The following is a 25429-nucleotide window of genomic DNA, read 5'->3' as shown; positions in this document are numbered from 1 at the left end:
GATCCGCACGGCGTTGCCCGTGGTGTGGTCGCGTGGGTCATGGCTGACGGTCCGACTCGCACTCTTCGGCCTTCCGGTAGCGCCGATTGCGCACCCCGAGCACGACCGCCGCGAGCACCGCGGCCAGGGCGGAGGCGGTCAGGATCGCCACCTTGCCGTGATCGTAGTGCGGGCTGCCGGCGGCGAAGCTCAGTTCGGCGACGAGCAGTGAGACGGTGAACCCGATCCCGGCGAGCACTCCGACGCCGGCGATGTCGATCCACTTCAGGGACGGATCGAGGTTGATGCGGCGGATCCTGGTGATGAGCCAGGTGGCTGCCGTGATGCCGAGGGGTTTGCCGATCACGAGACCGAGGACGATCCCGATCAGTACCGGATCCGTGAGCGCGGAGACGAAGCCCTCGGGACCGCCGATCGCCACGCCGGCGGAGAAGAACGCGAACACCGGGACGGCGAATCCCGCGGACAGCGGGCGGAATCGGTGTTCGAAGAGTTCGGCGAGGCCCGGTCCGGCATCCTCCGACCGATCCGCCTTCTTGTGCAGCACGGGGATCGTGAATCCGAGCAGCACGCCGGCGATCGTGGCGTGGATCCCCGACGCATGCATCAGGGCCCAGGCGGTGAATCCGATCGGCAGCAGGATCAGCCACGCGGCCCCAGGACGAACATCGAACAGCTGTCGGAAGCGCTGTGCGATCGCGCCGTAAACCGCGATCGCGACCAGCGCGAGCAGCAACGGTATGAGCTCGATCGACTCCGTGTAGAAGATCGCGATGATCCCGATCGCGATGAGGTCGTCGACGACGGCGAGCGTGAGCAGGAAGATGCGCAGCGCGCTGGGCAGGTGCGATCCGATGAGCGCGAGGACGGCGACGGCGAATGCGATGTCGGTCGCCGTCGGGATGGCCCATCCGCGTGCTTCGCTCGTCGTCGTGCCCACCACGGCGACGTACAGGAGCGCGGGGACGGCGACGCCGCCCACGGCGGCCACCACCGGCACGATGGCGGTGCTGGGCTTTCGCAGGTCGCCGGCCACGAACTCGCGCTTGAGCTCGAGTCCGACGAGGAAGAAGAAGACCGCGAGCAGGCCGTCCGCGGCCCACGCGCCCAGCGAGAGCCGCAGCTGCCACGGTTCGTAGCCGATCTCGAAATCACGGATCGCGAAGTACGAGTCTGCCCAGGGCGAGTTGGCCCAGATCAGCGCGATGGCCGCGAAGACGACCAGCAGGATGCCGCCGACCGTCTCCTTGCGCAGGATCTCGGTGACGCGGATCGATTCCTCTCGGGATGCCGAGGGGAAGATGCTTCGCACACGGGCGAAGCGCGGGGGAGTGGGCGACATGAGTGCCATTCTGGTCGACGAACGATGACGTCGACCAGGCTTCCCGACACTCCGAGATACAAGTCTAGTCGCGATGACCTCGCTCAGCGACGTTGAGCGGATCGCTCCGCGACGGTGGTCATCCGCAACAGGATCCTGACGAGATCTTCACGCCGGTTCGCCGACGTCGAGAACGGGATCCTCACTGAATCCCCGCGCTCTCGCCGTCGTTGCTCGCACGATGAGCTCGTACGGCAAGGCGCCGGGGGCGGGGACGAGCGGGGCGTCCTCGAGCTTCGCCAGCACGGCTGCGGCCGCCCGCTCTCCCTGACCGAGTGGGAACTGGTCGACCGTCGTGAGCTGGAAGAACTCGCCGAGTTCGTGACCGTCGATGCCGACGACCGAGAGGTCCTCCGGCACGCGGAAGCCGAGATCGCGCGCCGCGAGGATCGCACCGATCGCCATCTCGTCGGATGCCGCGAACACGGCGGTCGGTCGTGGTCCTGGCCTGCCGAGCAACTGCTTGGCGGCACGGTACCCGCCGTCGACGGTGAAGTCGGCCGGTTCGAGGAACGCGGGGTTCAGCATTATCCCGGCATCCGCCAGCGCCTTCTCGAAGCCGAGCCGGCGCTGGGACGGGATGTGGAAGTCGATGTCGAACTCGGGATTCGCACCGATGTGTGCGATCGCCGTGTGGCCCAGCCCCAGCAGGTGCTCGGTCGCCAGCTGCGCGAGCGCGCCGTCATCGACCGTCAGTGTGTCGAGTTTCGGGTTCGGCCCGCCGATCGCGATCACAGGGAGTCCGAGTTCGAGCAGACGGGTCGTCTCGTCGTCGTCGAGTTCGATGGACACCGCGATCACGGCATCCACCCGTTGACGCCGCAGTGCCGTATCGAAGACGTTGCGACGCACGTCCTCGTCGGCCGTGATGTTGTACAGGGTGATGTCGTAGCCGGCGCGCATCAATGCGCTGGAGACGCCCGACAGTACCGTGCTGAAGAACCAGCGATCGAGGTAGGGCACCACCACGCCGATGTTCCTGGTGCGGCCGGAGGCGAGCGATGAGGCGCGCGACGACACCACGTAGCCGAGGGTCTGCGCCGCGGCGCGCACGCGGTCGCGCGACGCCGCGGAGACGTGACCGCGACCGCTGAGGGCGCGCGAGACCGTCGCCGTGGAGACCCCGGCCAGTCGCGCGACCTCATCGATGCTCACCATGGAATATGTCAGGCCTTCGTGTACCAGGCGGCGTGGTCGACCGGCAGCGCAGTACCGTCGAAGGGCTGGCTCTGCACGACGAAGGTGACGTCGTCGCCGAGCTCCAGCGGCTCGGCGCCGATGTTGACGGCGACGTGCAGGTCGCCCCGGTGGAACGCGACTGCGGACGAGGCGAGGTCCTCCCAGACGAGCGAACCCACACCGAGCGCACGCTCGCGGCGCAACTGCAGCAGCTGCTTGTAGAGGTTGAGGGTCGACGTGCCGTCAGCCTCTTCGGCATCGCGGGCGAACGACGCCCATTCCGCCGGCTGCGGCAGCCACGCATCACCGGTCGTGTTGAAGCCGAAGGCCGGCGCCGCCGCCTCCCACGGGATCGGCACGCGGCATCCGTCGCGCCCGTACCGCTTGCCGTTCGTGCGGTACCAGGTCGGGTCCTGACGGAACTCGTCGGGGATCTCCATCGCTTCGGGCAGGCCGAGTTCCTCACCCTGGTAGAGGTACGACGAGCCGGGAAGCGCGAGCATCACGGTCGTCGCGGCGCGTGCGCGCGAGAGGCCGACGACCGGGTCGGGCTTGCCGGCCGACTCGGGTCCGATGCCCTCACCCTGCGGGTTGTCGGCCGTCAGCGCGAGGCGCGATGCGTGACGGACGACGTCGTGGTTCGAGAGCACCCAAGTGCTCGGTGCGCCGACCGCGCCGAATTCGGTGAGTGATTCGCGGATGACGTCGCCGAGGGCCTTCGCATCCCACGCGGTCATCATGTACGGGAAGTTGAACGTCTGATGCATCTCGTCCGGACGCACCCAGAGAGCGGTCTGCTTGAGCGTCGGCAGCCAGGCCTCGCCGCAGAGGGCGCGGTCGCCGTCGTACTCGGCGAGCACCTTATGCCAGTCGCGGTATATGTCGTGCACGCCGTCCTGACCCCAATAGGGCACGCTGGCTTCGCCGCCGCCCATCGAGTCGGCGTCCGCCACCGGGGCGTAGTCGGGGAGACCGGCTTCCTTGACCATGCCGTGGGCGACATCGACGCGGAAGCCGTCGACGCCGCGGTCGAGCCAGAAGCGCAGGACCGAGCGGAACTCCTCCTTGACCTCCTCGTTCGTCCAGTCGAAGTCGGGCTGGCTCGCATCGAAGATGTGCAGGTACCACTGGCCGGGGGTGCCGTCGGCTTCGGTGACGCGCTCCCACATGCCGCCGCCGAAGACGCTCTCCCAGTTGTTCGGGGGCAGCTCGCCGTTCTCACCCTTGCCGTCGCGGAACACGTAGCGGGCGCGCTCGGGGCTGCCGGGGCCGGCCTTGAGCGCCTGCTGGAACCAGACGTGCTGGTCGGAGGAGTGGTTCGGCACGAGGTCGACGATCAGGCGGATGCCGCGGGCGTGCGCCTGCGCGATCATCTTGTCGAAGTCGGCGAGGGTCCCGAAGATCGGATCGACATCGCGGTAGTCGGCGACGTCGTAGCCGGCATCCTTCTGCGGGCTCGTCATGAACGGGCTCAGCCAGATCGCGTCGACGCCGAGTTCCTTCAGCGAATCGAGGCGGCCCGTGATGCCGGGAAGGTCTCCGATGCCGTCACCGGATGCATCCGCGAACGAGCGCGGGTAGATCTGGTAGATGACGGCGCTGCGCCACCACTCTGCTCCGGGGGCGGCGAACTGCTCAAGCTCTGTCATGCGACGAGCCTACTGCAAGCGCTTACAGTTCCGCGAGCGCCCGGATCGAATCGGTTCGAATCGGTTCGGTGAGGCCGGTGGGGTGTCAGCGGCCGTCGATCACGACGTTCACCGGGGCGTCGCCGCGCAGCATCCGCTCGATCTGCTTGCGGATGAGTCTTGCGATGCGCGGGTTCATCGCCGTCGAGGCGCCGCCGACGTGCGGAGAGATGAGTACGCCTTCGGTCTTCCAGAGCGGATGCTCCGCCGGAAGCGGCTCCGGATCCATCACATCGAGTGCGGCGCGGATGCGTCCGTTCTGACGCACGAGGGCGTCCGTGTCGATGAGAGTGCCGCGACCGACGTTGACGATGAGCGCATCGTCGGGCATGAGCGCGAGCAACTCGTCGTCGAACAGGTGGCGCGTCTCGTCTCCACCGGGCAGCGCGAGCACGACGATCTCCGCCGTCGGCAACAACGAGGCGAGTTCGTCGATGGCGTGCACCTGCACGCGTCCGAGCCGCTCGTGCCACACCGGGCGGGCGGTGCGGGCGACGACGGTCAACTCGATCTCGAAAGGCTCCAGGCGCATGGCGATCGCCTCACCCACGCCGCCGAAGCCGACCAGCAGCACGCGCCTGTCAGCGAGGCTCTCGGCGAAGACCGGTGCCCATTCGCCGTGCTCTTGTGCGAGCACGAAGCGGGAGAACTGCCGCTGCGCGGCCAGGGCCAGGGCCAGGGCGATCTCGGCGGTCGAGGTCTCGTGCACGCTCGCCGCGTTCGCGAACGGGATGCCGGAGGGCAGCTTCTCATCGATACCGTCGTAGCCGATCGACTGGCTCTGCACGAGGCCGACGTCGAGTCCCTTCAGCGCCGACAGAGCCGACGATCCGCCCATGTACGGCGGCACGACGAGGTCGATCCTCTGCCGAGGCGCGGCGGACTGGAAGTCCCACACCTCGAGCTCGACGCCCTCGGGCAGCGCGCCGATGTTCTCGGCGAGGCGGGCGGTGGGAACGGTGACGAAGAGACTCACACGTCGAGCCTATCGATCCCGCTCGGTTCAGGGAGTAGCGTCAGCGGCAGAGGCGACCCCCGGTCGCTCGAGTGCCGAGGAGGAGCCATGATTCCGGAGATCAACTACTGGGCGGTGCTGCTGGCGATGATCTCGAGCATGATCGTCGGGTCGGTCTGGTACACGCCGAAGGTGTTCGGCACCCGCTGGGCGAAGCTCGCGAACGTCGACATGACGGGCTCGGCGAAGAACGCCGTGTGGCCGATCGTCACCACCGTGATCGTGAGCTTCGTGACCGCATGGGTTCTCGCCGGAGCATCCGCCATCGCCTGGCACTTCTACGAGGGCTCGTTCTTCGTCGCAGCGGTCGTGACGGCGATCCTGCTGTGGGCAGGCTTCACCGCCGCCCGCTTCATCACCCACGACGCATTCGAGGGTCGACCGACCGCACTGACCACGATGAACATCGCGCACGAGCTCGTCACGGTCGTGATCATGGCCGTGCTGATCGGCGTCTGGCCTCCCGCGGGGATCTGACTCGCGTCTGGCGAAAGCGCGCGGCCGGAGTGCCTAGGCTGAGAGAGTGAATCCTCCTGACCTCGGACTCCTTCTCGACGTCGACGGCCCCGTCGCCAGCCCAGTCACTCGCACCATCGCGATCGGATCGATCGCCCGCGACATCGTCGAGCTCGTCGCGGAGGGCGTGCCGATCGCCTTCATCACCGGGCGTTCGCATGAGTTCATCGCCGACGTGGTCATCCCCGCTCTTCAGGATGCCGGGCTGCGCGAGGCTCTGAGTCGACCCGGAGCGCGCATGTTCGGCGTGTTCGAGAAGGGCGGCGCCTGGTCGACGATCGCCGCCGACGGCATGGGTGAGCCGACGATCGATCAGACGGTGGCGCTCGGTGCGGATGCTGTCGATGCGATCCGCGAGCTGGTCGAACGGCGCTTCGCCGACACCATGTTCTTCGATGAGACCAAGCGCGCGATGATCTCGGTGGAACAGCGCACGGATGTCGGGCCCGAGGAGTACCGTCGAGCTCAGCAGGACTTCCAGGACGAGGCCTTCCGCATCCTGACCGCGCAGGGCATCGGGCTGCGCTACGCGGCTCTGTCGGCGCCCGACGCCGACGGTGCTGTTCCCTTCCGCATCGACCCGACCGTGATCTCCACCGACATCGAGTCGATCCGCCTCGACAAGGATCACGCTGCGCAGCGCGCGTTGGAGCACTTCCGCGCGCACGGGCCGATGCCCCGCCGGTGGCTCAGCGTCGGCGATTCACGCAGCGACTACCTGATGGCCGATCAGCTCCACGCCGAGGGATTCGACACGGCGCATCTCGACGTCCGCCCGGGCGACGGCATACTCGAGCGGCCGTACCGGGTACTCACCGAGGATGACCTCATCCACGACGAGGCGTTCGCGGCGCACCTCACCCGCATCAGGACAGAGCTCGGCGTCTGATCGAAGTCAACTCTGGCGGCCACTGTCAACTCTGGCGGCCACGGGTGGCATCTGGGGCCGCCAGAGTTGCGATGGGCCGCCAGAATTGCGGGGGCAGCGGCTACGCCGCGACGCGACTGACGGCAGCGATCGCGCTCGTGAAGAACGCCAGGCCGTCGGTGCCGGAGCGCATGGCCTCGGAGGTGTTCGGTCCGAAGCCGGCTTCGGTCGCGTGCTCGGGGTGCGGCATGAGGCCGACGACGTTGCCTGCTTCGCTGGTGAGGCCGGCGATGTCGCGCAGTGATCCGTTGGGGTTCACGCCCGCGTAGCGGAACGCCACGAGGCCTTCGCCCTCGATGCGATCCAGCGTCTCCTCCGAGGCGATGTAGCCGCCGTCGGCGTTCTTCAGCGGGATGACGATCTCCTGGCCGGCGGTGAAATCGCTGGTCCAGGCTGTGGAGACATTCTCGACCGTGAGCTTCTGGTCGCGGCGGACGAAGTGCTGGTGGTCGTTGCGGATCAGTCCGCCGGGCAGCAGGTGCGCCTCGACGAGCATCTGGAAACCGTTGCAGATTCCGAGCACCGGCATGCCCGATGCGGCAGCATCCTTCACCTCGGTCATGATCGGTGACAGCGCCGCGATGGCTCCGGCGCGCAGGTAGTCGCCGTAGCTGAAGCCGCCGGGCAGCACCAGAGCATCGACGCCCTCGAGATCGTGCGAGCCGTGCCACAGGGCGACGGGCTCGGCACCGGCGAGGCGGATCGCGCGCTGCGCGTCGCGGTCGTCGAGCGATCCCGGCCAGGTGATGACGCCGATGCGGACCGTCATTCGACGACCTCGATGCCGACGACATCCTCGATGACCGCGTTGGAGAGCACGTCATCGGCGAGCTTCTTCACCTCGGCGAGCACGGCATCCGTGACCTCGCCGTCGACCGTGAGCTCGAAGCGCTTGCCGATGCGCACATCGCTGAAGCCCTCCACGCCCAGACGCGCGAAAGCGCCGGAGACGGCCTTCCCCTGCGGGTCGAGCAGTTCGGACTTGGGCATGACGTCGACGACGATGGTGGGCATTGAAGGCTCCGGAAGTCGCGGGAAGGCGGGCCGTTCCAGTCTAGCCGTCCGGGTGGTGACCGACGGATGCGCAGGGTGGAGGCGCCTACTGTCTGGCGGGAGTGCCCGAGCGGATGACGCACCCCCTTGGTGTATCCGCCCGGGCAAGTCGATGACCCCCCGATCATCGAAGCTCCCGCCCGCGCATCCCCAGCGGCGACAGAGTCCCTCCACTGGCAGGCTAGAGTCATCGCACAGAAGTCGCATCGTGGAGAGTTGCAGGGCTCGCCACTCTCCAACGGTCGACCTCGAGGGGGAGGACGCATGAAGCTCAAAGAGCTCGCCGTGCAGAGTGGAGTCAGCACGACGACCCTCAAGCACTGGATCCGAGTGGGGATCCTGCCGAGTGGACGGCTGCGCAATCGCACCACGGCGGTGTACGAGCAGCGGCACGTCGATCGGGCGCGATTGATCGTCGTGCTGCGTGATTCGTACAACGCCTCGACGGCCGCGATCAGGTCGCTCACCGATGTGATCGACTCGGATGCGGCGACGCTCGAGGTGATGAACGCGTGCCAGGCGTTCGCGCTCGGAATCTCGGAGGGAGTCGCCTCCGACCCTGACCACGAGGTCTTCCGTGAACGCACGCATGAGCTGATGCGGCGCCGCGACTGGCGCGGTTATCCCGGTGCGGCAGAGCAGGGCCTCGCGCTCGCGCTCGCACAGGCGTCGGCGGTCGGCCTGGACTACGACGTCGAAGAGCTCATGGAGTACGCCGACGCGCTCGAGCCGCTCGTCGGTCGCAACATCGCCGCGCTCCGGCCGGACGGGTCGCGTGACGAGGTCGCCAGGAGGATGCTTCTCGCCGTCAACGCGCGTGCTCGACAACTCGTCGCGGTGAGCAGCCTGGCGCATGCCGCGGCATCCATCCGCTCCGCGATCGATCGCGGCGTCGCGCCGGCCGACCTCGCGATGCCTCCGGCCGCATCCGGGAAGTAGTGCCGGGGCGTCAGGCCGAGTGGAAGACGGTGTGCAGGTCGCCGATGAGGTCGCGCCCGCCCAGCCCGTCGATCTCGAACAGCACGGAGATGCCTGTGACGTGCGATCCGAGTCGCTCGATCAGCTGGCGTCCGGCTGCCAGCGTGCCGCCGGTCGCGAGAACGTCGTCGATCAAGAGCACTCGTGAGCCGATCGGCAGATCGTCGTGCATCTCGACCGTCGCGGTGCCGTACTCGAGGGCGTAGTCGACGGATGCCGCGGGCCGGGGCAGCTTGCCGGCTTTGCGGATCGGGATCAGGCCGACGCCTGCGGCGATGGCGGCTGCGCTCGCGATGAGGAATCCGCGTGCCTCGATGCCGGCGATGACGTCGAACTGACCGGCGAAGGGCTCGATGATCGCCTCGGTCGTCACGCGCAGCGCCTCGGCATCCGCCAGCAGCGGAGTGATGTCGCGGAACAGGATGCCGGGTTCCGGGTAGTCCGGGATGCTGCGGATCAGTGATTCGGCGCGGGTGAGAGCGGGGGACAGTTCGGCGGAGGGCACCGGCCAAGGCTACTTCAGTTGCGCGGATCCGACGGATCCCGGCCTCGTGAAGGCTGACGCTTGACATCCGTGGGAGCGCTCCCATAAAGTGGCATTCACGTTCGTGGGAGCGCTCCCACAGGAGCGGGTACCGCACGACGCGAACGCACATCCCGATCACCACCACTGCACGACCACAAAGGAGTGACCTGTGAACACACGCGCCCGCCGACGGATCCTGACGACAGTCGCCGTCGCATCCGTCTCCGCTCTCGCCCTCGCCGGCTGTTCAGCAGCTGCAGACGGCGACACCCCCGGCGGCAACGCCGATGAAGACGTCACGCTGACCATCACCACGTTCGGCACGTTCGGCTACGAGGACCTCTACAAGCAGTACGAGGAAGAGAACCCGAACGTCACGATCGAGGCGACCAACATCGACACCGGCGGCAACGCCCGCACCGACACCTTCACCAAGATCGGTGCAGGCGGCGGCCTCAGCGACATCGTCGCGATCGAAGAGGGCTGGCTCGGCGAGATCATGGGGGTCTCCGACCTGTTCGTCGACCTGCGCGACTACGGCATCGAAGACCGCAAGGACGACTGGTTGGAGTGGAAGTACGACCAGGGCACCGACGCCGACGGCCGTGTGATCGGCTATGGCACCGACATCGGCCCGAGTGGTATCTGCTACAACGGACCGGCATTCGAAGCTGCGGGCCTCCCCAGCGACCGCGAATCGGTCGCAGAGCTGCTCAACGGCGACTGGGAGAACTACTTCAAGGTCGGCCAGGAGTACACGGATAAGACCGGCAAGGCCTGGTACGACCACTCCGGCTTCGTCTGGAACTCGATGGTCAACCAGCTCGACGAGGGCTACTACACGGCAGACGGCGAGCTGAACGTCGAGGGCAACGCCGAGCTCAAGGAGCGTTTCGAACTGCTCGGTGCAGCGACCGAGGGCGGCCAGTCCGCCGCAGAGGCCGCATGGGACTGGAACGGCGGCAAATCGTTCGTCGACAGCAGCTTCGCGACCTTCGTCTGCCCCGGCTGGATGCTGGGAAACATCGCCGGCAAGCTCGAGTCAGGCGGCGGCGACGCTTCGACGGGTTGGGACTTCGCTGACGCGTTCCCCGGGGGACCGACCAACTGGGGCGGCTCATTCCTCACCGTTCCGGAAAGCTCTGAGCACAAGGAAGCAGCCGCGGCGCTCGCCGACTGGCTGACCCAGCCTGACCAGCAGATCAAACAGTCCACGGCCGCAGGTAACTTCCCGTCGACGATCAAGGCGCAGGAAGATATCGCCGCTGCCGCGGCGCCGAACGAACTCTTCAACGACGCACCCACCGGTGCGATCCTCGCGGAGCGTGCAAAGGGCGTCGTCGCGCAGTTCAAGGGCACGGATGACTCCGTCATTCAGGAGAACGTGTTCGGCCCGCCGCTGAGCGCTCTCGACCGTGGAGAGACCGACACCAACGGCGCGTGGGAGCAGGCTCTCACACTGCTGAACGAACTCGTCGACTGACCCATCCGATCACGTTCAGGTCGCACTTTCTGTCGCTTTGGCGCCGCCATACCGACAAGAAGTGCGACCTGAATCGTGCAATCCTTCCGAGGCAGGACACATGACTCTCACCGCCCAGCGCCGGGACAAGGTAACCGCGGCGCCGAAGAACCCGATCGACGCAGGGAAGCCCTCCTGGCGTCATCGTGTCTCGCGTTTCGATCAGAACGCGTCGCCCTACTTCTACATCTCGCCGTTCTTCCTGGTGTTCGGTCTGGTCGGGCTGTTCCCGTTGATCTACACCGTCTACGTGGCAGTGTTCGACTGGGACCTCCTCACAGGCCAGGGCGATTTCGTCGGCTTCGGCAACTTCAGCGAGGTTCTCGGCGACTCGATGTTCTGGAACTCGATCCTCAACACCCTGAGCATCTTCCTGCTCTCCGCAATTCCGCAGCTCGCTGTCGCACTGGCCGTGGCCTACCTGCTGGACCGCGGACTTCGCGCACCGACGTTCTGGCGCATGAGTGTTCTCATCCCGTTCGTGGTGACACCTGTTGCCGTCGCGATCATCTTCTCCAGCATCTTCAACGAGGCCGACGGCCTCGCCAACAACCTGCTGAACCTGATCGGCATCGTCGATCAGGAGTGGAAGAACAACACGTTCCTCTCCCACTTCGCAATCGCGACCATGGTGAACTTCCGGTGGACCGGCTACAACGCCCTGATCCTGCTCGCGGCCATGCAGGCAGTGCCCCGCGACCTGTACGAGTCCGCTGCCATCGACGGCGCCGGCCCGATCCGTCGATTCTTCTCGATCACCATCCCGACCATTCGTCCGACCCTCATCTTCGTGATCATCACCGCGACGATCGGTGGTCTGCAGATCTTCGCCGAACCGCGCCTGTTCGATGTGTCCACGGCAGGAGGCACGGGCGGCAGCGATCGCCAGTTCCAGACCACTGTGCTGTTCCTCTGGGAGATGGCGTTCTTCCGCCGGAATCTGGGCGAAGCATCCGCCGTCGCAATCCTGCTGTTCCTGCTGATCGTCGGGATCGGCGTGATCAACTTCCTCATCTCGAGGGGCATCTCGACGGGTGACGCACCCAAGAACAGGGCTGCACGACGCCGCGCCCGCCGCACGACGAAGGAGCTGACTCGATGAGCGCCACCCAGGCCCTGAGCGTGCCCGAGAAGATCCGCCGCCGACGAGGGATGACGGGTGGCACTGCCGGCATCGGCAGCCGCCCCGGATTCCTCACCTATGGATTGCTCGCCGCGTTCATCATCGGAAGCGTGTACCCGCTGTGGTGGTCGATCGTCGTCGCCAGCGGCACGAACGCCACGCGCGGCGAGACGCTTCCCCTCATCCCCGGTGGCAATTTCTTCACCAATGCCGCCAAGGTCCTCGACGCCATCCCGTTCTGGCTGGCCCTGGGCAACTCGGTTCTCATCTCCAGCGTCATCACACTGTCGGTGGTGACTTTCTCCACCCTTGCCGGCTACGCGTTCGCGAAGCTGCGTTTCAAAGGACGCGACGGTCTGATGATCTTCGTGATCGTGACGATGGCGATCCCGACGCAGCTCGGCATCATCCCGTTGTTCATGGTGATGCGCGAGCTCGGCTGGACCGGATCCGTCGGCGCGGTGATCATCCCCACGCTCGTCACGGCGTTCGGCGTGTTCTTCATGCGTCAGTACCTCGTCGACGTCATCCCGGATGAGCTCATCGAGGCGGCGCGCATGGATGGCGCGAACCAGTTCCGCACGTTCCTCACTGTCGGCCTCCCCGCCGCACGCCCGGCGATGGCGATCCTCGGTCTGTTCACATTCATGACCGCATGGACCGACTACCTCTGGCCGCTGATCGTTCTCCCGCCCCAGAACCCGACCCTGCAGACCGCGCTGAGCCAGTTGCAGTCGGGATACTACGTCGACTACTCGATCGTGCTCACCGGCGCTGTTCTCGCGACCCTGCCCCTGCTCGTGCTCTTCGTGGTCGCAGGCAAGCAGCTCGTCAGCGGGATCATGGCCGGCGCGGTGAAAGGATGACCTCTATGACCCGCCCCTTCCCCGAGGACTTCCTGTTCGGAGCAGCGACTGCTGCCTACCAGATCGAGGGCGCCGCCCACGAGGACGGTCGCACCGATTCGATCTGGGATGCGTTCGCCCGCGTTCCCGGTGCCGTCGTCGGAGGTGAGAGCGGCGACGTCGCGTGCGATCACTATCACCGTTACCCCGAAGACGTCGCGCTCATGACCGAGCTCGGCCTGCAGACGTACCGCTTCTCGACCTCGTGGTCGCGAGTGCGCCCCGACGGCGGCGCGGTCAACGCAAAGGGTGTCGACTTCTACAGCCGACTCGTCGATGAGCTGCTCGGCGCCGACATCCTGCCGTGGCTCACGCTCTATCACTGGGACATGCCGCAGGCGCTCCAGGACAAGGGCGGATGGACGAACCGCGACACGGTCGACCGCTTCCTCGAGTACGCAGGCAACATGCATGACGCGCTCGGCGATCGGGTGAACGTGTGGACGACGTTGAATGAGCCGTGGTGCTCGTCGTTCCTCTCATATACGGGCGGTGAGCACGCGCCGGGTCACACGAGCGTGGCCGAGGGTCTGCTGGCCTCGCATCATCTGCTGCTCGCGCACGGCCTGACGGTGCAGGAGTTGCGCGGCCGCGACGCTTCGCTGAACCTCGGCATCACGCTGAACCACACGGTCGCCGACCCCGCCGATCCCGACAGGCCAGCCGACGCCGACGCTGTGCGCCGAGTGGACGGCCAGTTCAACCGATGGTTCCTCGACCCGATCTACCGCGGCTCGTACCCGGCAGACATCGTCGAAGACATCCGTGGCGTCGATCCGGATGCCGTCGCGCGGTTCGAGGCGGCGATCCACGACGGCGACCTGGTGTCGATCTCGCAGAAGATCGACACCCAGGGTGTCAACTACTACCACGGCGATCTTCTGTCCGGTCGGGCTCCGGCCGTGCCTCCCGTATCCGGTGGGCCGACGACTGAGAGGGCGAGGCGCAGCCCGTACCCGTCGAACGACGGCATCCATTCGGTCGAGCGCGGGCTGCCGCGCACGGCGCAGAACTGGGAGGTGCAGCCGGAGGGGCTCACTCGCCTGCTGCAGCGCGTCTGGACCGAGTACGCCGAGCCGGCGGGAACCGTGCTGTACATGACCGAGAACGGCGCCGCGTACGACGACGTCGCCGTCGTCGAGGACGGCGAGACGCGCGTGCACGATGCGGATCGCACCGAGTTCCTGCGCCTGCATCTCGGTGCGGTGCTGGATGCGGCCGATGCCGGTGTCGACGTGCGCGGCTACTTCTACTGGTCGATGTTCGACAACTTCGAGTGGGCCTGGGGCTACGACAAGCGGTTCGGCATCGTCCGCGTCGATTACGACACCCAGGCGCGCAGCCTCAAGGACAGCGGTCGGGAGTACGCTCGCATCATTGCCGCGCGGGCTCTCTGACCGCGTCGACCGAAGGGAGAGCAGTGCCGTCACGCGCGACGATCGAAGAGGTGGCGGCCACCGCCGGAGTGTCACGCTCGACCGTGTCGCGGGTGGTGAACGGGTCGACTGCGGTCAGCCCCGAGGCGCTCGCGGCCGTGCAGACGGCGATCGCCGACCTGAACTACGTGCCCAATCGCGCAGCGCGTTCGTTGGCGTCGAAGCAGACCCACGCGATCGCCCTGATCGTGCCGGAAGACACGACGCGCTTCTTCGGCGACCCCTTCTTCGCATCGATCGTGGCCGGTATCACCGGTGCGCTCCGCGGCTCGGACTACCTGCTCAACCTGTTGATCGCGAGCGATGACCCTGGCGACAAGATGACGAGCTTCGTGCGCAACGGCGGCGTGGACGGCGCACTGATCGTCTCGCATCACACGAGCGACGCATTCATCGATCGCATCGCGGATGCTGTGCCGGTCGTCTGGGGCGGGCGTCCGCTGCGCCGGCGTCCGAGCGACTACGTGGTCGACGTCGACAACGTCGCTGCGTCTCGCACCGCGACGCAGCACCTCATCGATTCAGGCCGCAGGCGTATCGCGACGATCTCGGGTCCGTTGAGCATGCTCGCGTCGGTCGATCGCGTGCAGGGCTTCCGCGATGCGCTTTCGGATGCCGGACTCACCCCGTTCGCGGAGGAAGAGGGCGACTACGGCGAGACGAGTGGTGCGGAGGCTGTGCGCCGCATCCTCTCGGTCGGCACTCCGGACGCGATTTTCGTCGCGAGCGACCTCATGGCGCGCGGTGCGCTGAACGCCATGCGGTCGGTGGGGCTTCGGGTGCCGGAGGACGTCGCGCTGCTCGGGTTCGACGACTCTGCAGTGGCGCTTTCGACTGATCCGCCGCTGACGACGATGCGTCAGCCGATGTACCTTCAGGGCGAGACCATGGCCGCCGTACTGCTCTCCCGTCTCGCCGGGGGCGAGCCGGAGAAGATGACGATCCTGCCGACCGAGTTGGTGGTGCGCGCGTCGGCGTGAGCCGCTCGAGATCGGTGTCTCACAACTAACGGCTTGTACCTGGAATCGCCCAGGAACTTGTGACACATAGTTGTGAGACACGGCCGCATCCGGCGTTTTCGGAATTGTGCTGTTACCAGGCATTACGGGATGAGGCGTCTTGTAAGCGTAGCGTTGTGCGACACCTCAACGCACACGCACCGCCCAACGCTTTGGCGGAAATTAGCAACGGTTAGAGCACACCGAAAACGATCGTTTTCGGTGGATCGTTGCAGTGCGCCTCATCGGGCCCGCCATAAAGGTGGGTCGTAACCGGGTTTTGGTAGAGGGTTTCGGCTGGGGCAGAGAGCGACGGGCAGTTCCGCAGCTGCTGCACTCTGGTGCGCCAGCAGCTTCCTTTCTCGCCTAGAACTGAGCGTCGGTTTTGATCGGTGCGAGTGCGTTCATGAATCCCTTGGAGCATCCGCTAGATCCCGCGAGTCGATCGATGTCGAGTTCGTTCAGGGGTCGGCCGATGATCGCTTGTGGCAGTGCGGCCGCAAACCGCTGCTGGTAGCCGAGCGAGGTTGTGTCTTCTGCGGGTGTCGTGATCTGGACGTCAGTCACGGTGTCGTTCGCGATCGGGGTGCTTCAGGTTTTCCCCGATCCCAGGCGGGACTAGGGGTCGGGGAGTGGGCTCCCACGCGTTTTCCACGTTAGGCCGTTCGATTTTCCACGGTGGGTCGAAAGCCCCCGAGTTTCCGCGGTTCTGAACTTGCCTGCGCGCGCCCGTTCTGGACGCGCTTCCGCCTGCGCGACGCGCTGTTGCACGCCCCGGATCGGTGGCTTCCTGCTTCATCCGGTACCGCTCCAGCAAGCTGGAGTCTGACGTCACGTCCACAGGCGTAAACCGCGGGCCCGTTCCCCCGAAGCCAGTGGTGGCTGTGCTCAGATGTGCACCTCGCCGCCCGCCCTCACCCGGGATTCAGGTGGCCACGGAACGACTCCTCGGCCCTGCCACGACGTCTGCGTCACTGGCAATCATCAAAATGATGACGTAAACATTTTGCGTCAGGCAAGTCCTGTTACGCAATCGTGACCTTGCCGGCGCGGGTCAGCGGGTCGATCAGAACCGCTCCCGCCGCCGGCTGCGCCGCGGCTCCGCGATGGGAGGCCGCGCCGGTGCGGGCGGCGGGAGCGGTCGGGTTCGCAAACGCGGATGCCTCGCGTCCTCCTCCCCGAGGAGAACCCTGAGGAATCGCGGAAGATTGTTGCGTCCAAGGCTATGGCCGCTCCCTACTCCTCGAAAGAGATGGCCGGATTCCGCCGGTGGGCGGGCGCTCAGCGCGACCTCACGAAGCAGTACCGAGCGATGCTCATGTTGGTTCTGTGCGCGGGCGCCGGACTCCGACCGGTCGATGTCGCGGAGCTCAGCGCTGAACACATCGAGCCCCTCGACGGTGGCGGGTAGGTCGTGCACGTGCAGGGTCAGCACGCGCGGGATGTGCCGTTGCTCGCTGAATGGGACGACTGGATGGAGACCGTCCTCCAGATCCACCGTTTCGACCCCGCCGTCCCTGTTGAGGAGACGATGGGAGCGCTGCACGACGTCGTCAAAGCCGGCAAGGCGCGCTACCTCGGCGCCTCAGCAATGCACGCCTGGCAGTTCGCGAAGATGCAGCACGCCGCCGACGTTCACGGGTGGACGCGTTTCATCTCGATGCAGGACCAGTACAACCTTCTGTACCGGGAAGAGGAGCGCGAGATGTTCGGACTACTCGGAGACCAAGGTGTCGGGAGCATCCCGTACAGCCCGCTCGCGAAGGGCCGGGTTGCTCGACCTTTTGGCGAGAGGACCAGCGCCCGATCCCACAATGACCCTGTCGGTAGCGCCCACTTCGCCAACCCCGACGCGGAGAAGCCCGTCATCGATGCCGTCGAGCGGATCGCCGCCGAGCGGGGAGTCCCTATGGCGCAGATCGCTCTCGCGTGGGTTCTCGCCAACCCGATCGTCAGCGCCCCCATTGTGGGCGCAACGAAACAGCACCACCTGGCCGATGCGGCCGCGGCCGTCGAGCTCACTCTCACCAGCGGGGAGGTCGACGAGCTCAACGCGCACTACGTCGTCCGCCAGCCCGCCGGCTACTGAAACCCACCCATCTGTCGCGCCTAGGGCGCTGTTGAAAGGAACGATCATGAGCACCACCCCCACCGTCACCCTGAACAACGGTGTTGAGATGCCATTGCTCGGCTTCGGCGTCTTCCAGATCCCTGCCAAGGACACCGAGCAAGCCGTCGTCGACGCGATCGCGGCGGGCTACCGCCTCATCGACACCGCCGCCAGCTACGGCAACGAAGAAGCCGTCGGTCGAGGCATCGCTGCCAGCGGCGTGCCGCGCGAGGAGCTTTTCATCACCACCAAGCTCTGGATCCAGAGGCGCGGCGAAGAGGGGGCCCTAGAGGCCTTCGAAACCTCGATGCGCAAGCTCGGCCTCGACTACCTCGACCTGTACCTGATCCACCAGCCCTTCGGCGACTACTACGGCGAGTGGCGGGCCATGGAGAAGCTGCACACCGCGGGCCGGATTCGCGCGATCGGTGTCTCCAACTTCGCCCCTGACCGCCTCGTTGACCTGATCCAGTTCAGCACCATCGTGCCTGCGGTGAATCAGATGGAAACCAACCCGTTCCACCAGCAGACCGACTACCAGGAGCTCCTCACCGCAGAAGGCGTCGTACTCGAAGCGTGGGCGCCCTTCGCCGAGGGGAAGAACGACCTGTTCTCCAACCCCGTGCTGACCGCGATCGGCGAGAAGTACGACAAGACGCCAGCGCAGGTCGTCCTGCGGTGGCTCCTGCAGCGAGAGGTGGTGTCGTTGGCCAAGTCGGTCAAGCGTGAGCGGATGCAGCAAAACTTTGACGTGCTCGATTTCGAGCTCGCCGGCGAAGATATGGACCGCATCGCCGCCCTCGACGCAGGCAAGTCGCAATTTTTCTCCCACGCCGACCCCGAAATGGTCCGTTGGCTCGCCGGGCGAGCGGAGAGCTAAGCGGAATCGCGGCCGCCCGGCCGCGCCGAAAACGATCGATTCCGGCGCTCACGCCGACGATGATGATCAAGTGCGCGACACGCCGAAGCGTGAGCCGCCGAAACCCCCCACCGAAACTTAACCGCGCCGAAACGCGTGTGGTAGGTATTCGGCGGAGCGCCGGACAACTGCTCTCGACGTTGGATGCGTCGATCACGATTACGTCGGAAGGTCCGGAACGAACAACTCCCCAGCGCTTTGTGGACTTCCTCAATCGGTCCGTGATTTCAGCTCGTCGAGGTGTCTCGTAACCTATCTGCCTCATAACCCATGGGTTTCGAGACACCTTGGTTGCGAGACACGCAGTCGGCCGACGCGGTTCACTTGAGGCGTCGAGTTGTCGCAGTCGTTTATGGCTGGAGAGAGATCAAAGTGGTGTACCAGGAAGGCTCAAAACGGTGGACTAAGCGTGCCCATAATGGTAGCTTGGAAACGATCAAAATGGTGTACTAGTTGAGGTGGGCAGGAGATCATCACAATGGATGGGTACAAGAGACGGATCATCGATGACTCAATCGACGAGCTTTTTCCTTCGTTCGCTGCAATCTCTATCGATGGAGCTCGCGCGATCGGGAAGACCTCCACCGGGAGGCAGCGAGCGAAGACAATTCTTGATTTGGATCTCCCCGAAATGCGGGAGTTGATCCAAGCGGATCCAAAGCACTTGAACCGAGTAGACACTCCCGTCCTCATCGATGAATGGCAACATGTCCCCGAGGTCTGGGACCGTGTCCGCCGCCTTGTCGACAGTGACTCGACCGGCGAACGGTTCATCTTGGCCGGCAGCGCGGCCCCCGTTGGCACCCATCTCCACTCAGGCGCCGGCCGCATCATCAGATTCCGGATGCGACCTCTCTCCATCGCGGAACGTAACTTGGAAATACCCACCATCCGAGTCCGCGATCTGCTCAGCGCAGACGTCCCGGACATCCACGGGTCCAGTGACGTCGAACTGCGCGACTACGTCCGCGAAATCGTCACCTCAGGATTCCCGCAACCCCGGCAAATGAGTGATCGTGCCCGCGGAGTTTGGCTGGATGACTACATCGAGCGAGTCATCACTCATGACTTCACGGAACAGGGGCACCGCATCCGTCGGCCTGAACTGCTGCGCGGCTGGTTGCGGGGTTACGCCGCGGCCACGGCCTCCGCAACCACGTTCGCGAAGATCGGTGCCAGTCTCGACCCAGGTGTACCAACTGGACCGACGAAGAAGACGTCGATCGCCTACCGCGACGTCCTCAGCAGCCTCTATCTGCTCGACCAAGTCGACGCCTGGTCACCCAGCCAAAAGCTCCTGTCACGAACTGCCCTCGCGCCGAAGCACTTTCTCGCAGATCCGGCACTCTCCGCGCGCCTACTCAATCTCAATGAGGTCAAACTGTTGTCGGCCGCCCAACCGGTGACCAACAACCGGGATCGAACTCGCCTCGGCGATTTCTTCGAAGCACTCGTCGCCCTCAGCCTCCAGACCTATGCGGCAGCGAACGACGCGCAGGTGTCTCACTTCCGTGACCATGATGGGCGGCACGAGATTGACTTCATCATCCACCGAGGACACGCAGAAGCTGTCGGTGTTGAGGTGAAGCTAAAATCCGCGATCACCGACCACGACGTTCGCCACTTGCTCTGGCTGAAGGAGTCGCTCCCCGACCAGATCGTCGACCTCGTCGTCATCAACACGGGCGCCCACGCCTATCGTCGACAGGATGGCGTGGCGGTTGTCCCGCTCGCGTTGCTCACCTCCTGAGAACGCCCCGCGCAGCAGGTCCTCAACACTCGTGTGCATCAGCCGATCCCACGAGGCGGGCAACTGTCTCGAATCCCATGGGTTACGAGACAACTGCCGTCGCCTTGCCACGTGCGTAAGGTGCTCAGCGCGTCTTCACACGATCAGCCGGAAACCCTTGCCGTTTGGTGGCTATGACGAGCGTTTGCGGCAACCGTTCCGAGCCCGATGTCGGGATCGCGCCGTAAACGATCGTTTTCGGCAGACGTGTGCGAGCCTTGAGCGCTGAGTCCATGGGAAAGCGGATGATCCAGGGGCGCGAAGTCTCCGACGAACAGGTACAGGCGTGGGCTGACGAAGCCGAGGCCGGTTATGACGTCGACGAACTGCAGAAGCGGTGGGGGCGTCCACCGCGGGCCGAGCGCGCGTCGCAGGTGGTGCCGACGCGGTTCTCTGACGCGGAACTGACTGAGCTTATGGCGCGCGCCGATCGCGAGGGCCTGGATCGCTCGGCGGCAATACGGGCTGCTGTGCGAGCGTGGGCGCACGTGTGATCGCCTCCCATCTGCACGCAAGCACGGAATCAGCGACGAGGACGCGAAGGCGGCCGCGCGATCGGTACTCGCGGGTGGCGCTTTGGACGACGAGAACCCGCAGCGCGAATTGCGCTTCGGGTTGGATGCCTCAGGGCGATTGCTCGAGATCGTCGTGCTGCTCTGGGATGACGGAGAGGTTGAGATCATCCACGCGATTAAGGCCCGAGCTGAGTATCGACGCCTCGTTCTCTGACAGGTCTGAGTGCCGGCGTGTCCGATGTCGCCAGCCCAAACTGGGAGACTTGAAGCGTGGCGGGAATTCATCATGTGGAGATCTGGATCGCAGATGCGGGGTCCCTCGCCGAATGGGGTTGGTTGCTCCGCGAATTGGACTTTGTGCGCGAGGGCAAGTGGGCTGAGGGAGAGTCGGGGGCAGCAGGCGGCGCCTATGTAACGTTGACGACGTCACCGAACGTGAGCAGGTTGCCACACGACCGCAGGGCTCCGGGTATGAATCATCTCGCATTTAAGGCGGAGACCCCCCGCGCTGTGGATGCGATTATGGCAACCGCCGCGGCACACGGGTGGCGACCGCTGTATCAGTCGCGGTCCCAGTACAGTTCGATGCCGTTGCCCAGGGCTCCGGCGAGTGCTGCCTGCGACTCGAACACGATCGCCGTGTGGAACAGTCCTGCCGAGCCCGGACTTGCATGCCGCAGCGTCGGCGCGTGGCGGAGGATCACCAGCGGTGTTCCGGCCCGCCCGAGCGTCACCGCGTCACCCGCAGCATCCTGCACCTGGAGCGTGACGACGTCGCGATAGAACGCGGTCATGGCGTCGAGGTCGGCGACCAGCAGGGAGACGGCCCCATCGAAGTTGCCGCGGCAAGTTTTTCATTCATGTCCGTGGAAACCAACGCCGATCGGAAAGTATCCCGCGCTAGCCGCGGCCCATGCGCGCGAACGCTCCGAGAACGGTGCGTTCCGACGAGATGAGGTAGCTCTCAAGCGCGTCGGCCGCCACACGCGGACCCTCTTCGAGAAGCGTCTTGAGCACGACGCGATTCTTGCGCACGAACGGCTCGTGCAGTGCGCGGGGGTCGTCGATCTCGAGGAACACGAGTCGAAGCTCCGCCGCGACGTCACGATATGTGCGGGCGAGTCGCGGACTGTCCGCGAGCGCGACGATCGCGTCGTGGAAGGCCATGTTCGCGCTGCCCACGCGGTGCCACTCCTCCGTGAGGAGATGCTTCTCGGCCTCGGCGAGAGCAGCGCGCATCAACTGCACGGCGGGATGCTCGGGCTCCGACTGCCGGAGCGCCGAGCACTCGATCACGCGGCGGGCGCGGTAGATGTCGACGACATCGGCGATCGACGGCGCAGCCACCGAGACGCCACGGTGCGGGATGTGCTCGATGAGCCCCTGTTCCGCCAGCACGCGGAACGCCTCCCGCAACGTGTTGCGCGAGACCTCGAACCGCTCGGCCAGCGCCGCCTCTGAGAGGCGGGCCCCCGGCGCGAAATCGCCGTTGATGATGCTCTGACGCAGCACATCCGCCAGCGCTCCCTGATGGTTCACGCCTTCATGCTAAGCGGGTGGGACCCTGCGCGTAGCATCCCGGAAACAAAATTGTTGAACAATCAGTCCCAATCCGTTCTACACTCGGTGTCACCCGACACCCGCCGAAGACGATGGGAACCCCCTTCATGTCCGAGCAGTCCCCGACTGACGCCCAGACCGATCCCGAAACCGCCGCCAAGCTCGCCGCGGTGAAGAAGCGCGTCGGCCGCAGCGCCGTCATCGGCGCGATCTTCCTGATGGCCACCAGCGCCATCGGTCCCGGATTCATCACACAGACCGCCACCTTCACCGCATCGATGGGAGCGGCGTTCGCCTTCGCCATCCTCGTCTCGGTGCTCATCGACATCGCCGTTCAGCTCAACGTCTGGCGCATGATCACCTCGTCCGGCAAGCGCGCGGGCGAGCTCGCGAACTCGGCCATCCCGTTCTCCGGACACGTGATCGCGGTCCTCGTCGTGATCGGCGGTCTCGCGTTCAACATCGGCAACATCGCCGGTGGCGGCCTGGGGCTGAACGCGCTGCTGGGCATCGACCCCAAGATCGGCGGCCTGCTCACCGGGGCCCTGGCGATCGTGATCTTCCTGATCAAGAAGGCCGGCAAGGTGATGGACATCGTGCTGGTGATCCTCGGCATCGGCATGATCGTCATGACGGTCGTCGTCGCGATCATCGCCCAGCCGCCGATCGGCGACGCGCTGCGTCAGACGTTCGTTCCGGACGAGCTGAACTTCGCCACCATCACCACGATCGTCGGCGGCACCGTCGGCGGCTACATCACCTATTCCGGCGCGCACCGCTACCTCGACTCCGGCCACACCGGTCCCGAGTACGCGGGCCCGGTCATGCGGGCAGCGGCCAACGGCATCCTGATCACCGGCATCATGCGCTACGTGCTGTTCCTCGCGATCCTCGGCGTCGTCGCATCCGGTGTCGCCCTCGACCTGTCCAGCCAGGCCGCCAACCCCGCGGGTCAGGCCTTCGGGTCTGTGCTGGGTGACGCGGGTCTGCGCATCTTCGGTGCGATCTTCTGGGCGGCCGCCCTCAGTTCGGTCATCGGCGCCGCGTACACGTCGGCGACATTCCTGTCGTCGTTCCACAAGCGCTTCCTCGGCGGCTGGTCGCTGCAGATCGCCACGGTGGCGTTCATCGTCGTCTCTCTGATCGTGTACCTGTCGATCGGCACCGCACCCGCGGCGATCCTGGTCTTCGTCGGCGGCTTCAACGGACTCATCCTCCCGATCGGCCTTACGGTATTCATGTACATCGGATGGTTCCGCCGCGACCTGCTCGGCACGAAGAAGTACCCGCTGGTGCTGCTGATCGCTGGCACACTGGTGACGCTGCTCACCTGGTACATGGGCATCGTCTCGGTCGGCCCCATCTTCGCCTTCCTCGGAACCGGAGCGTGACCATGCCCACCATCGACCTGAACTCCGACCTCGGCGAGAACGTCCCCGACCGCATAGTCAGCGACGACGTCGCGATGCTCGAGATCGTCACGAGCGCGAACGTGTCGTGCGGGTTCCACGCGGGCAGCCCGGAGGGCATCCGCGAGACTCTGGATGCTGCGGTGCGAAGCAGCGTCGTGATCGGCGCCCACCCCGGTTACCGCGATTACGAGAACTTCGGCCGCACGAACGTCGAGATCGACTCCCCGACGCTGCAGGCGCACGTCGAGTACCAGCTCGGCGCGCTCATCGGCCTGGCCTCTTCGGTCGGCGGCAAGGTCTCATACGTCAAGCCGCACGGTGCGCTGTACAACACGATCGCCCGAGACGAGCGGCAGTCCGCCGACGTGGTCGCGGCGATCAAGGCGATCGATCCGAGCCTCGTGCTGCTCGGCCTCGCGGGCGGCGTCGTGCTCGAAGTGGCAGCGAAGGCCGGACTCGCCGTCGCCTCCGAGGCCTTCGCCGATCGCGCGTACATGCCGGACGGGCAGCTCGTCTCGCGCACCCAGGACGGCGCCGTGCTGCACGACCCCGCCGCGGTCGCCGAGCGCATGGTGCGACTCGCGTCCGACGGTGTGATCCGCGCGATCGACGGTTCGGACGTGCGTGTCGACGCGCAATCGATCTGCGTGCACGGCGACAGCCCCGGCTCGATCGAGATGGCGGCGGAGACGAAGCGGATGCTGCAGGCAGCAGGCATCACGATCGCACCGTTCGCCGGAGTCTGAGATGGGCGTGCTTGCTTCTTCCGATCAGCTCGCGACCGCGCGGGCGGCGCGTGGCGACTACCGTGCGGGACGTGCGGTGCCGACCAGCGGTGTCGCGGCCGGTCTCACGCAGGCGAACCTCATCGCCGTGCCGGCGGACTGGGCGTTCGAGACGCTGCTCTACGCCCAGCGAAATCCGAAGCCGTGCCCGGCGCTCGAGGTCATCGAGCAGGGACAGGTGGAGTCGGTGCTGGCACCCGGCAGCGACATCCGCACCGACGTCGGCCGTTACCGGATCTGGCGCGACGACGAACTGACTTCCGAGGTGAGCGATGCGACCGAGGCGTGGGACGAGCATCCGGATCTCGTCGGCATCGCCGACCTCTCGCGTCCTGACTTCGGTGACGCACCGGAGGTGCGTGAGGGGGAGATCCCGGTGTTCTGGGCCTGCGGTGTCACCCCGCAGGCGGCGATCATGGCGTCCAAGCCGCCGTTCGCGGTCACGCATGCCCCCGGCTACATGTTCATCACCGACGTGCCGGATGCGGAGTACATCGTCTGATGCGCATCCTCACAGCATCCGACCGCACTCTGCTCGTCGAGGCGAAGGGCCTCGACGAAGCCATGCGGCTGAACCTTGCCTGGGACGGCGTGCCCGGCATCGTCGAGCGCATCCCCGGCGCCCGCACGGTGCTCGTGCGGTTCGATCCGCTGCGCACGTCGGCCGCCGCGCTCGCCGAGGTGCTCTCGGCGACGCAGGTGGACGCAGAGCACGTGCCGCACACCCGCGAGGTCACCGTGCCGGTGCACTACGACGGCGAGGATCTCGCGGAAGCCGCGTCGCTGCTGGGGGTGTCCGCCGAGGAGCTCGTGAACCGGCACCTCGCGGCCGACTGGCAGGTCGCGTTCTCGGGCTTCGCGCCCGGGTTCGGCTACGTCGTGAGCGGTGATCCGCTGTTCGACGTGCCTCGTCGTTCGTCGCCGCGCACCAGGGTGCCGGCGGGGTCGGTCGCGCTCGCCGGAGCGTTCACCGGCGTCTACCCGCGAGAGAGCCCCGGTGGCTGGCAGCTGATCGGGCGCACGGATGCCGTGATGTGGGACATCGACCGCGACCCGCCGGCGCTGCTGTCGCCTGGGGCGCTGGTTCGGTT

28 protein-coding genes are annotated in these 25429 nt (G+C 66.0%); 18 read left to right on the top strand and 10 right to left on the bottom strand.

From position 1 onward, the window contains the following. Window positions 1–37: 37 nt before the first annotated feature. The 4 genes from nhaA to J1M43_RS15180 all read right to left on the bottom strand — a co-directional run bounded on the left by nhaA (window position 38) and on the right by J1M43_RS15180 (window position 5224). Complete coding sequence (gene nhaA / locus J1M43_RS15195) at window positions 38–1342, bottom strand: Na+/H+ antiporter NhaA (protein ID WP_372959215.1); 1305 nt, start codon at window positions 1340–1342, stop codon at window positions 38–40. A 147-nt stretch (window positions 1343–1489) separates the two neighbouring features. Then, window positions 1490–2539, bottom strand: a complete 1050-nt coding sequence (locus tag J1M43_RS15190; RefSeq protein ID WP_052166768.1) for a LacI family DNA-binding transcriptional regulator — start codon at window positions 2537–2539, stop codon at window positions 1490–1492. Between the two features lie 8 nt (window positions 2540–2547). Next, window positions 2548–4209: an alpha-amylase family glycosyl hydrolase gene (locus J1M43_RS15185; protein WP_206477202.1), complete on the bottom strand. Its 1662-nt coding sequence runs from the start codon at window positions 4207–4209 to the stop codon at window positions 2548–2550. Between the two features lie 85 nt (window positions 4210–4294). Continuing rightward, on the bottom strand, window positions 4295–5224 hold the full coding sequence (locus J1M43_RS15180) for a 2-hydroxyacid dehydrogenase (RefSeq protein WP_206477201.1): 930 nt from the start codon (window positions 5222–5224) through the stop codon (window positions 4295–4297). Window positions 5225–5311: 87 nt separating this feature from the next. Between J1M43_RS15180 and J1M43_RS15175 the strand changes: the two genes are divergently transcribed. After that, window positions 5312–5740, top strand: coding sequence for a DUF1761 domain-containing protein (locus tag J1M43_RS15175; protein ID WP_033105330.1), 429 nt, complete (start codon window positions 5312–5314; stop codon window positions 5738–5740). 46 nt (window positions 5741–5786) lie between these two features. Further along, entirely contained in the window at window positions 5787–6668 is an 882-nt protein-coding gene (locus J1M43_RS15170; RefSeq protein ID WP_206477200.1) for a hypothetical protein, read from the top strand. A gap of 100 nt (window positions 6669–6768) precedes the next feature. On the opposite strand, the gene purQ is transcribed toward J1M43_RS15170, so the two are convergent. Beyond that, a complete protein-coding gene (gene purQ / locus J1M43_RS15165) occupies window positions 6769–7476 on the bottom strand; it encodes a phosphoribosylformylglycinamidine synthase subunit PurQ (RefSeq protein ID WP_206477199.1) in 708 nt (235 codons plus the stop codon). Beyond that, window positions 7473–7721 carry a phosphoribosylformylglycinamidine synthase subunit PurS gene (gene purS, locus J1M43_RS15160; protein ID WP_033105327.1) on the bottom strand — a complete coding sequence of 83 codons (249 nt, stop codon included), beginning with the start codon at window positions 7719–7721 and terminating at the stop codon, window positions 7473–7475. Before purS ends, purQ begins: the two co-directional genes overlap by 4 nt. 303 nt (window positions 7722–8024) lie before the next feature. Between purS and J1M43_RS15155 the strand changes: the two genes are divergently transcribed. After that, the gene (locus J1M43_RS15155) at window positions 8025–8699 is read left to right on the top strand and encodes a MerR family transcriptional regulator (RefSeq protein WP_052166767.1); all 675 of its coding nucleotides are present in this window, start codon (window positions 8025–8027) and stop codon (window positions 8697–8699) included. A 10-nt stretch (window positions 8700–8709) separates the two neighbouring features. Here J1M43_RS15155 and J1M43_RS15150 read toward each other — a convergent pair whose 3' ends face one another. After that, window positions 8710–9243 (bottom strand): adenine phosphoribosyltransferase, encoded by a 534-nt coding sequence (locus J1M43_RS15150; protein WP_033105326.1) that lies wholly within the window; start codon window positions 9241–9243, stop codon window positions 8710–8712. Between the two features lie 190 nt (window positions 9244–9433). On the opposite strand from J1M43_RS15150, the gene J1M43_RS15145 reads away from it, so the two are divergent. The 5 genes from J1M43_RS15145 to J1M43_RS15125 all read left to right on the top strand — a co-directional run bounded on the left by J1M43_RS15145 (window position 9434) and on the right by J1M43_RS15125 (window position 15230). After that, window positions 9434–10747: an ABC transporter substrate-binding protein gene (locus J1M43_RS15145; protein ID WP_033105325.1), complete on the top strand. Its 1314-nt coding sequence runs from the start codon at window positions 9434–9436 to the stop codon at window positions 10745–10747. Window positions 10748–10847: 100 nt separating this feature from the next. Next, window positions 10848–11888: a carbohydrate ABC transporter permease gene (locus J1M43_RS15140; protein WP_206477198.1), complete on the top strand. Its 1041-nt coding sequence runs from the start codon at window positions 10848–10850 to the stop codon at window positions 11886–11888. Further along, window positions 11885–12775 carry a carbohydrate ABC transporter permease gene (locus J1M43_RS15135; protein ID WP_033105323.1) on the top strand — a complete coding sequence of 297 codons (891 nt, stop codon included), beginning with the start codon at window positions 11885–11887 and terminating at the stop codon, window positions 12773–12775. Before J1M43_RS15140 ends, J1M43_RS15135 begins: the two co-directional genes overlap by 4 nt. A gap of 5 nt (window positions 12776–12780) precedes the next feature. After that, window positions 12781–14211, top strand: coding sequence for a GH1 family beta-glucosidase (locus J1M43_RS15130; protein WP_200880949.1), 1431 nt, complete (start codon window positions 12781–12783; stop codon window positions 14209–14211). Window positions 14212–14234: 23 nt separating this feature from the next. Then, a complete protein-coding gene (locus J1M43_RS15125) occupies window positions 14235–15230 on the top strand; it encodes a LacI family DNA-binding transcriptional regulator (RefSeq protein ID WP_206477197.1) in 996 nt (331 codons plus the stop codon). Window positions 15231–15614: 384 nt separating this feature from the next. Here the strand turns inward: J1M43_RS15125 and J1M43_RS15120 are convergent, their stop codons facing one another. Further along, on the bottom strand, window positions 15615–15815 hold the full coding sequence (locus J1M43_RS15120; RefSeq protein WP_206477196.1) for a hypothetical protein: 201 nt from the start codon (window positions 15813–15815) through the stop codon (window positions 15615–15617). A gap of 592 nt (window positions 15816–16407) precedes the next feature. On the opposite strand from J1M43_RS15120, the gene J1M43_RS15115 reads away from it, so the two are divergent. The 6 genes from J1M43_RS15115 (at window position 16408) to J1M43_RS16865 (ending at window position 20795) form a co-directional block, all read left to right on the top strand. Beyond that, the gene (locus J1M43_RS15115) at window positions 16408–16659 is read left to right on the top strand and encodes a hypothetical protein (RefSeq protein WP_206477195.1); all 252 of its coding nucleotides are present in this window, start codon (window positions 16408–16410) and stop codon (window positions 16657–16659) included. 9 nt (window positions 16660–16668) lie between these two features. After that, on the top strand, window positions 16669–17337 hold the full coding sequence (locus J1M43_RS15110) for an aldo/keto reductase (protein ID WP_307823506.1): 669 nt from the start codon (window positions 16669–16671) through the stop codon (window positions 17335–17337). 46 nt (window positions 17338–17383) lie between these two features. Next, complete coding sequence (locus J1M43_RS15105; protein ID WP_206477194.1) at window positions 17384–18238, top strand: aldo/keto reductase; 855 nt, start codon at window positions 17384–17386, stop codon at window positions 18236–18238. Between the two features lie 517 nt (window positions 18239–18755). Beyond that, window positions 18756–20027, top strand: a complete 1272-nt coding sequence (locus J1M43_RS15100) for an ATP-binding protein (RefSeq protein WP_033105313.1) — start codon at window positions 18756–18758, stop codon at window positions 20025–20027. Between the two features lie 257 nt (window positions 20028–20284). Further along, window positions 20285–20560 (top strand): CopG family transcriptional regulator, encoded by a 276-nt coding sequence (locus tag J1M43_RS15095; protein WP_307823505.1) that lies wholly within the window; start codon window positions 20285–20287, stop codon window positions 20558–20560. 82 nt (window positions 20561–20642) lie between these two features. Beyond that, on the top strand, window positions 20643–20795 hold the full coding sequence (locus J1M43_RS16865) for a toxin-antitoxin system toxin subunit (RefSeq protein ID WP_234000355.1): 153 nt from the start codon (window positions 20643–20645) through the stop codon (window positions 20793–20795). Between the two features lie 346 nt (window positions 20796–21141). Here J1M43_RS16865 and J1M43_RS15085 read toward each other — a convergent pair whose 3' ends face one another. Beyond that, complete coding sequence (locus J1M43_RS15085; RefSeq protein WP_033105310.1) at window positions 21142–21375, bottom strand: hypothetical protein; 234 nt, start codon at window positions 21373–21375, stop codon at window positions 21142–21144. Window positions 21376–21481: 106 nt separating this feature from the next. Further along, on the bottom strand, window positions 21482–22120 hold the full coding sequence (locus J1M43_RS15080) for a GntR family transcriptional regulator (protein ID WP_033105309.1): 639 nt from the start codon (window positions 22118–22120) through the stop codon (window positions 21482–21484). A gap of 128 nt (window positions 22121–22248) precedes the next feature. On the opposite strand from J1M43_RS15080, the gene J1M43_RS15075 reads away from it, so the two are divergent. The 4 genes from J1M43_RS15075 to J1M43_RS15060 all read left to right on the top strand — a co-directional run. Further along, a complete protein-coding gene (locus J1M43_RS15075; protein ID WP_033105308.1) occupies window positions 22249–23532 on the top strand; it encodes an NRAMP family divalent metal transporter in 1284 nt (427 codons plus the stop codon). 2 nt (window positions 23533–23534) lie between these two features. Next, window positions 23535–24299: a LamB/YcsF family protein gene (locus J1M43_RS15070; RefSeq protein ID WP_033105307.1), complete on the top strand. Its 765-nt coding sequence runs from the start codon at window positions 23535–23537 to the stop codon at window positions 24297–24299. 1 nt (window position 24300) lies between these two features. Next, window positions 24301–24840, top strand: a complete 540-nt coding sequence (locus J1M43_RS15065) for a D-glutamate cyclase family protein (protein ID WP_206477193.1) — start codon at window positions 24301–24303, stop codon at window positions 24838–24840. Further along, window positions 24840–25429: allophanate hydrolase subunit 1 (locus tag J1M43_RS15060; RefSeq protein ID WP_206477192.1), on the top strand; the 590-nt coding region annotated here is incomplete at its 3' end. The genes J1M43_RS15065 and J1M43_RS15060, both read left to right, overlap by 1 nt.

The sequence above is a fragment of the Microbacterium sp. KRD172 genome, assembly GCF_017168295.1.
GTDB lineage: Bacteria > Actinomycetota > Actinomycetes > Actinomycetales > Microbacteriaceae > Microbacterium > Microbacterium profundi.
Note: the sequence above shows the minus strand (reverse complement) of the source record. Positions and strands in the feature narration are given on the sequence as shown.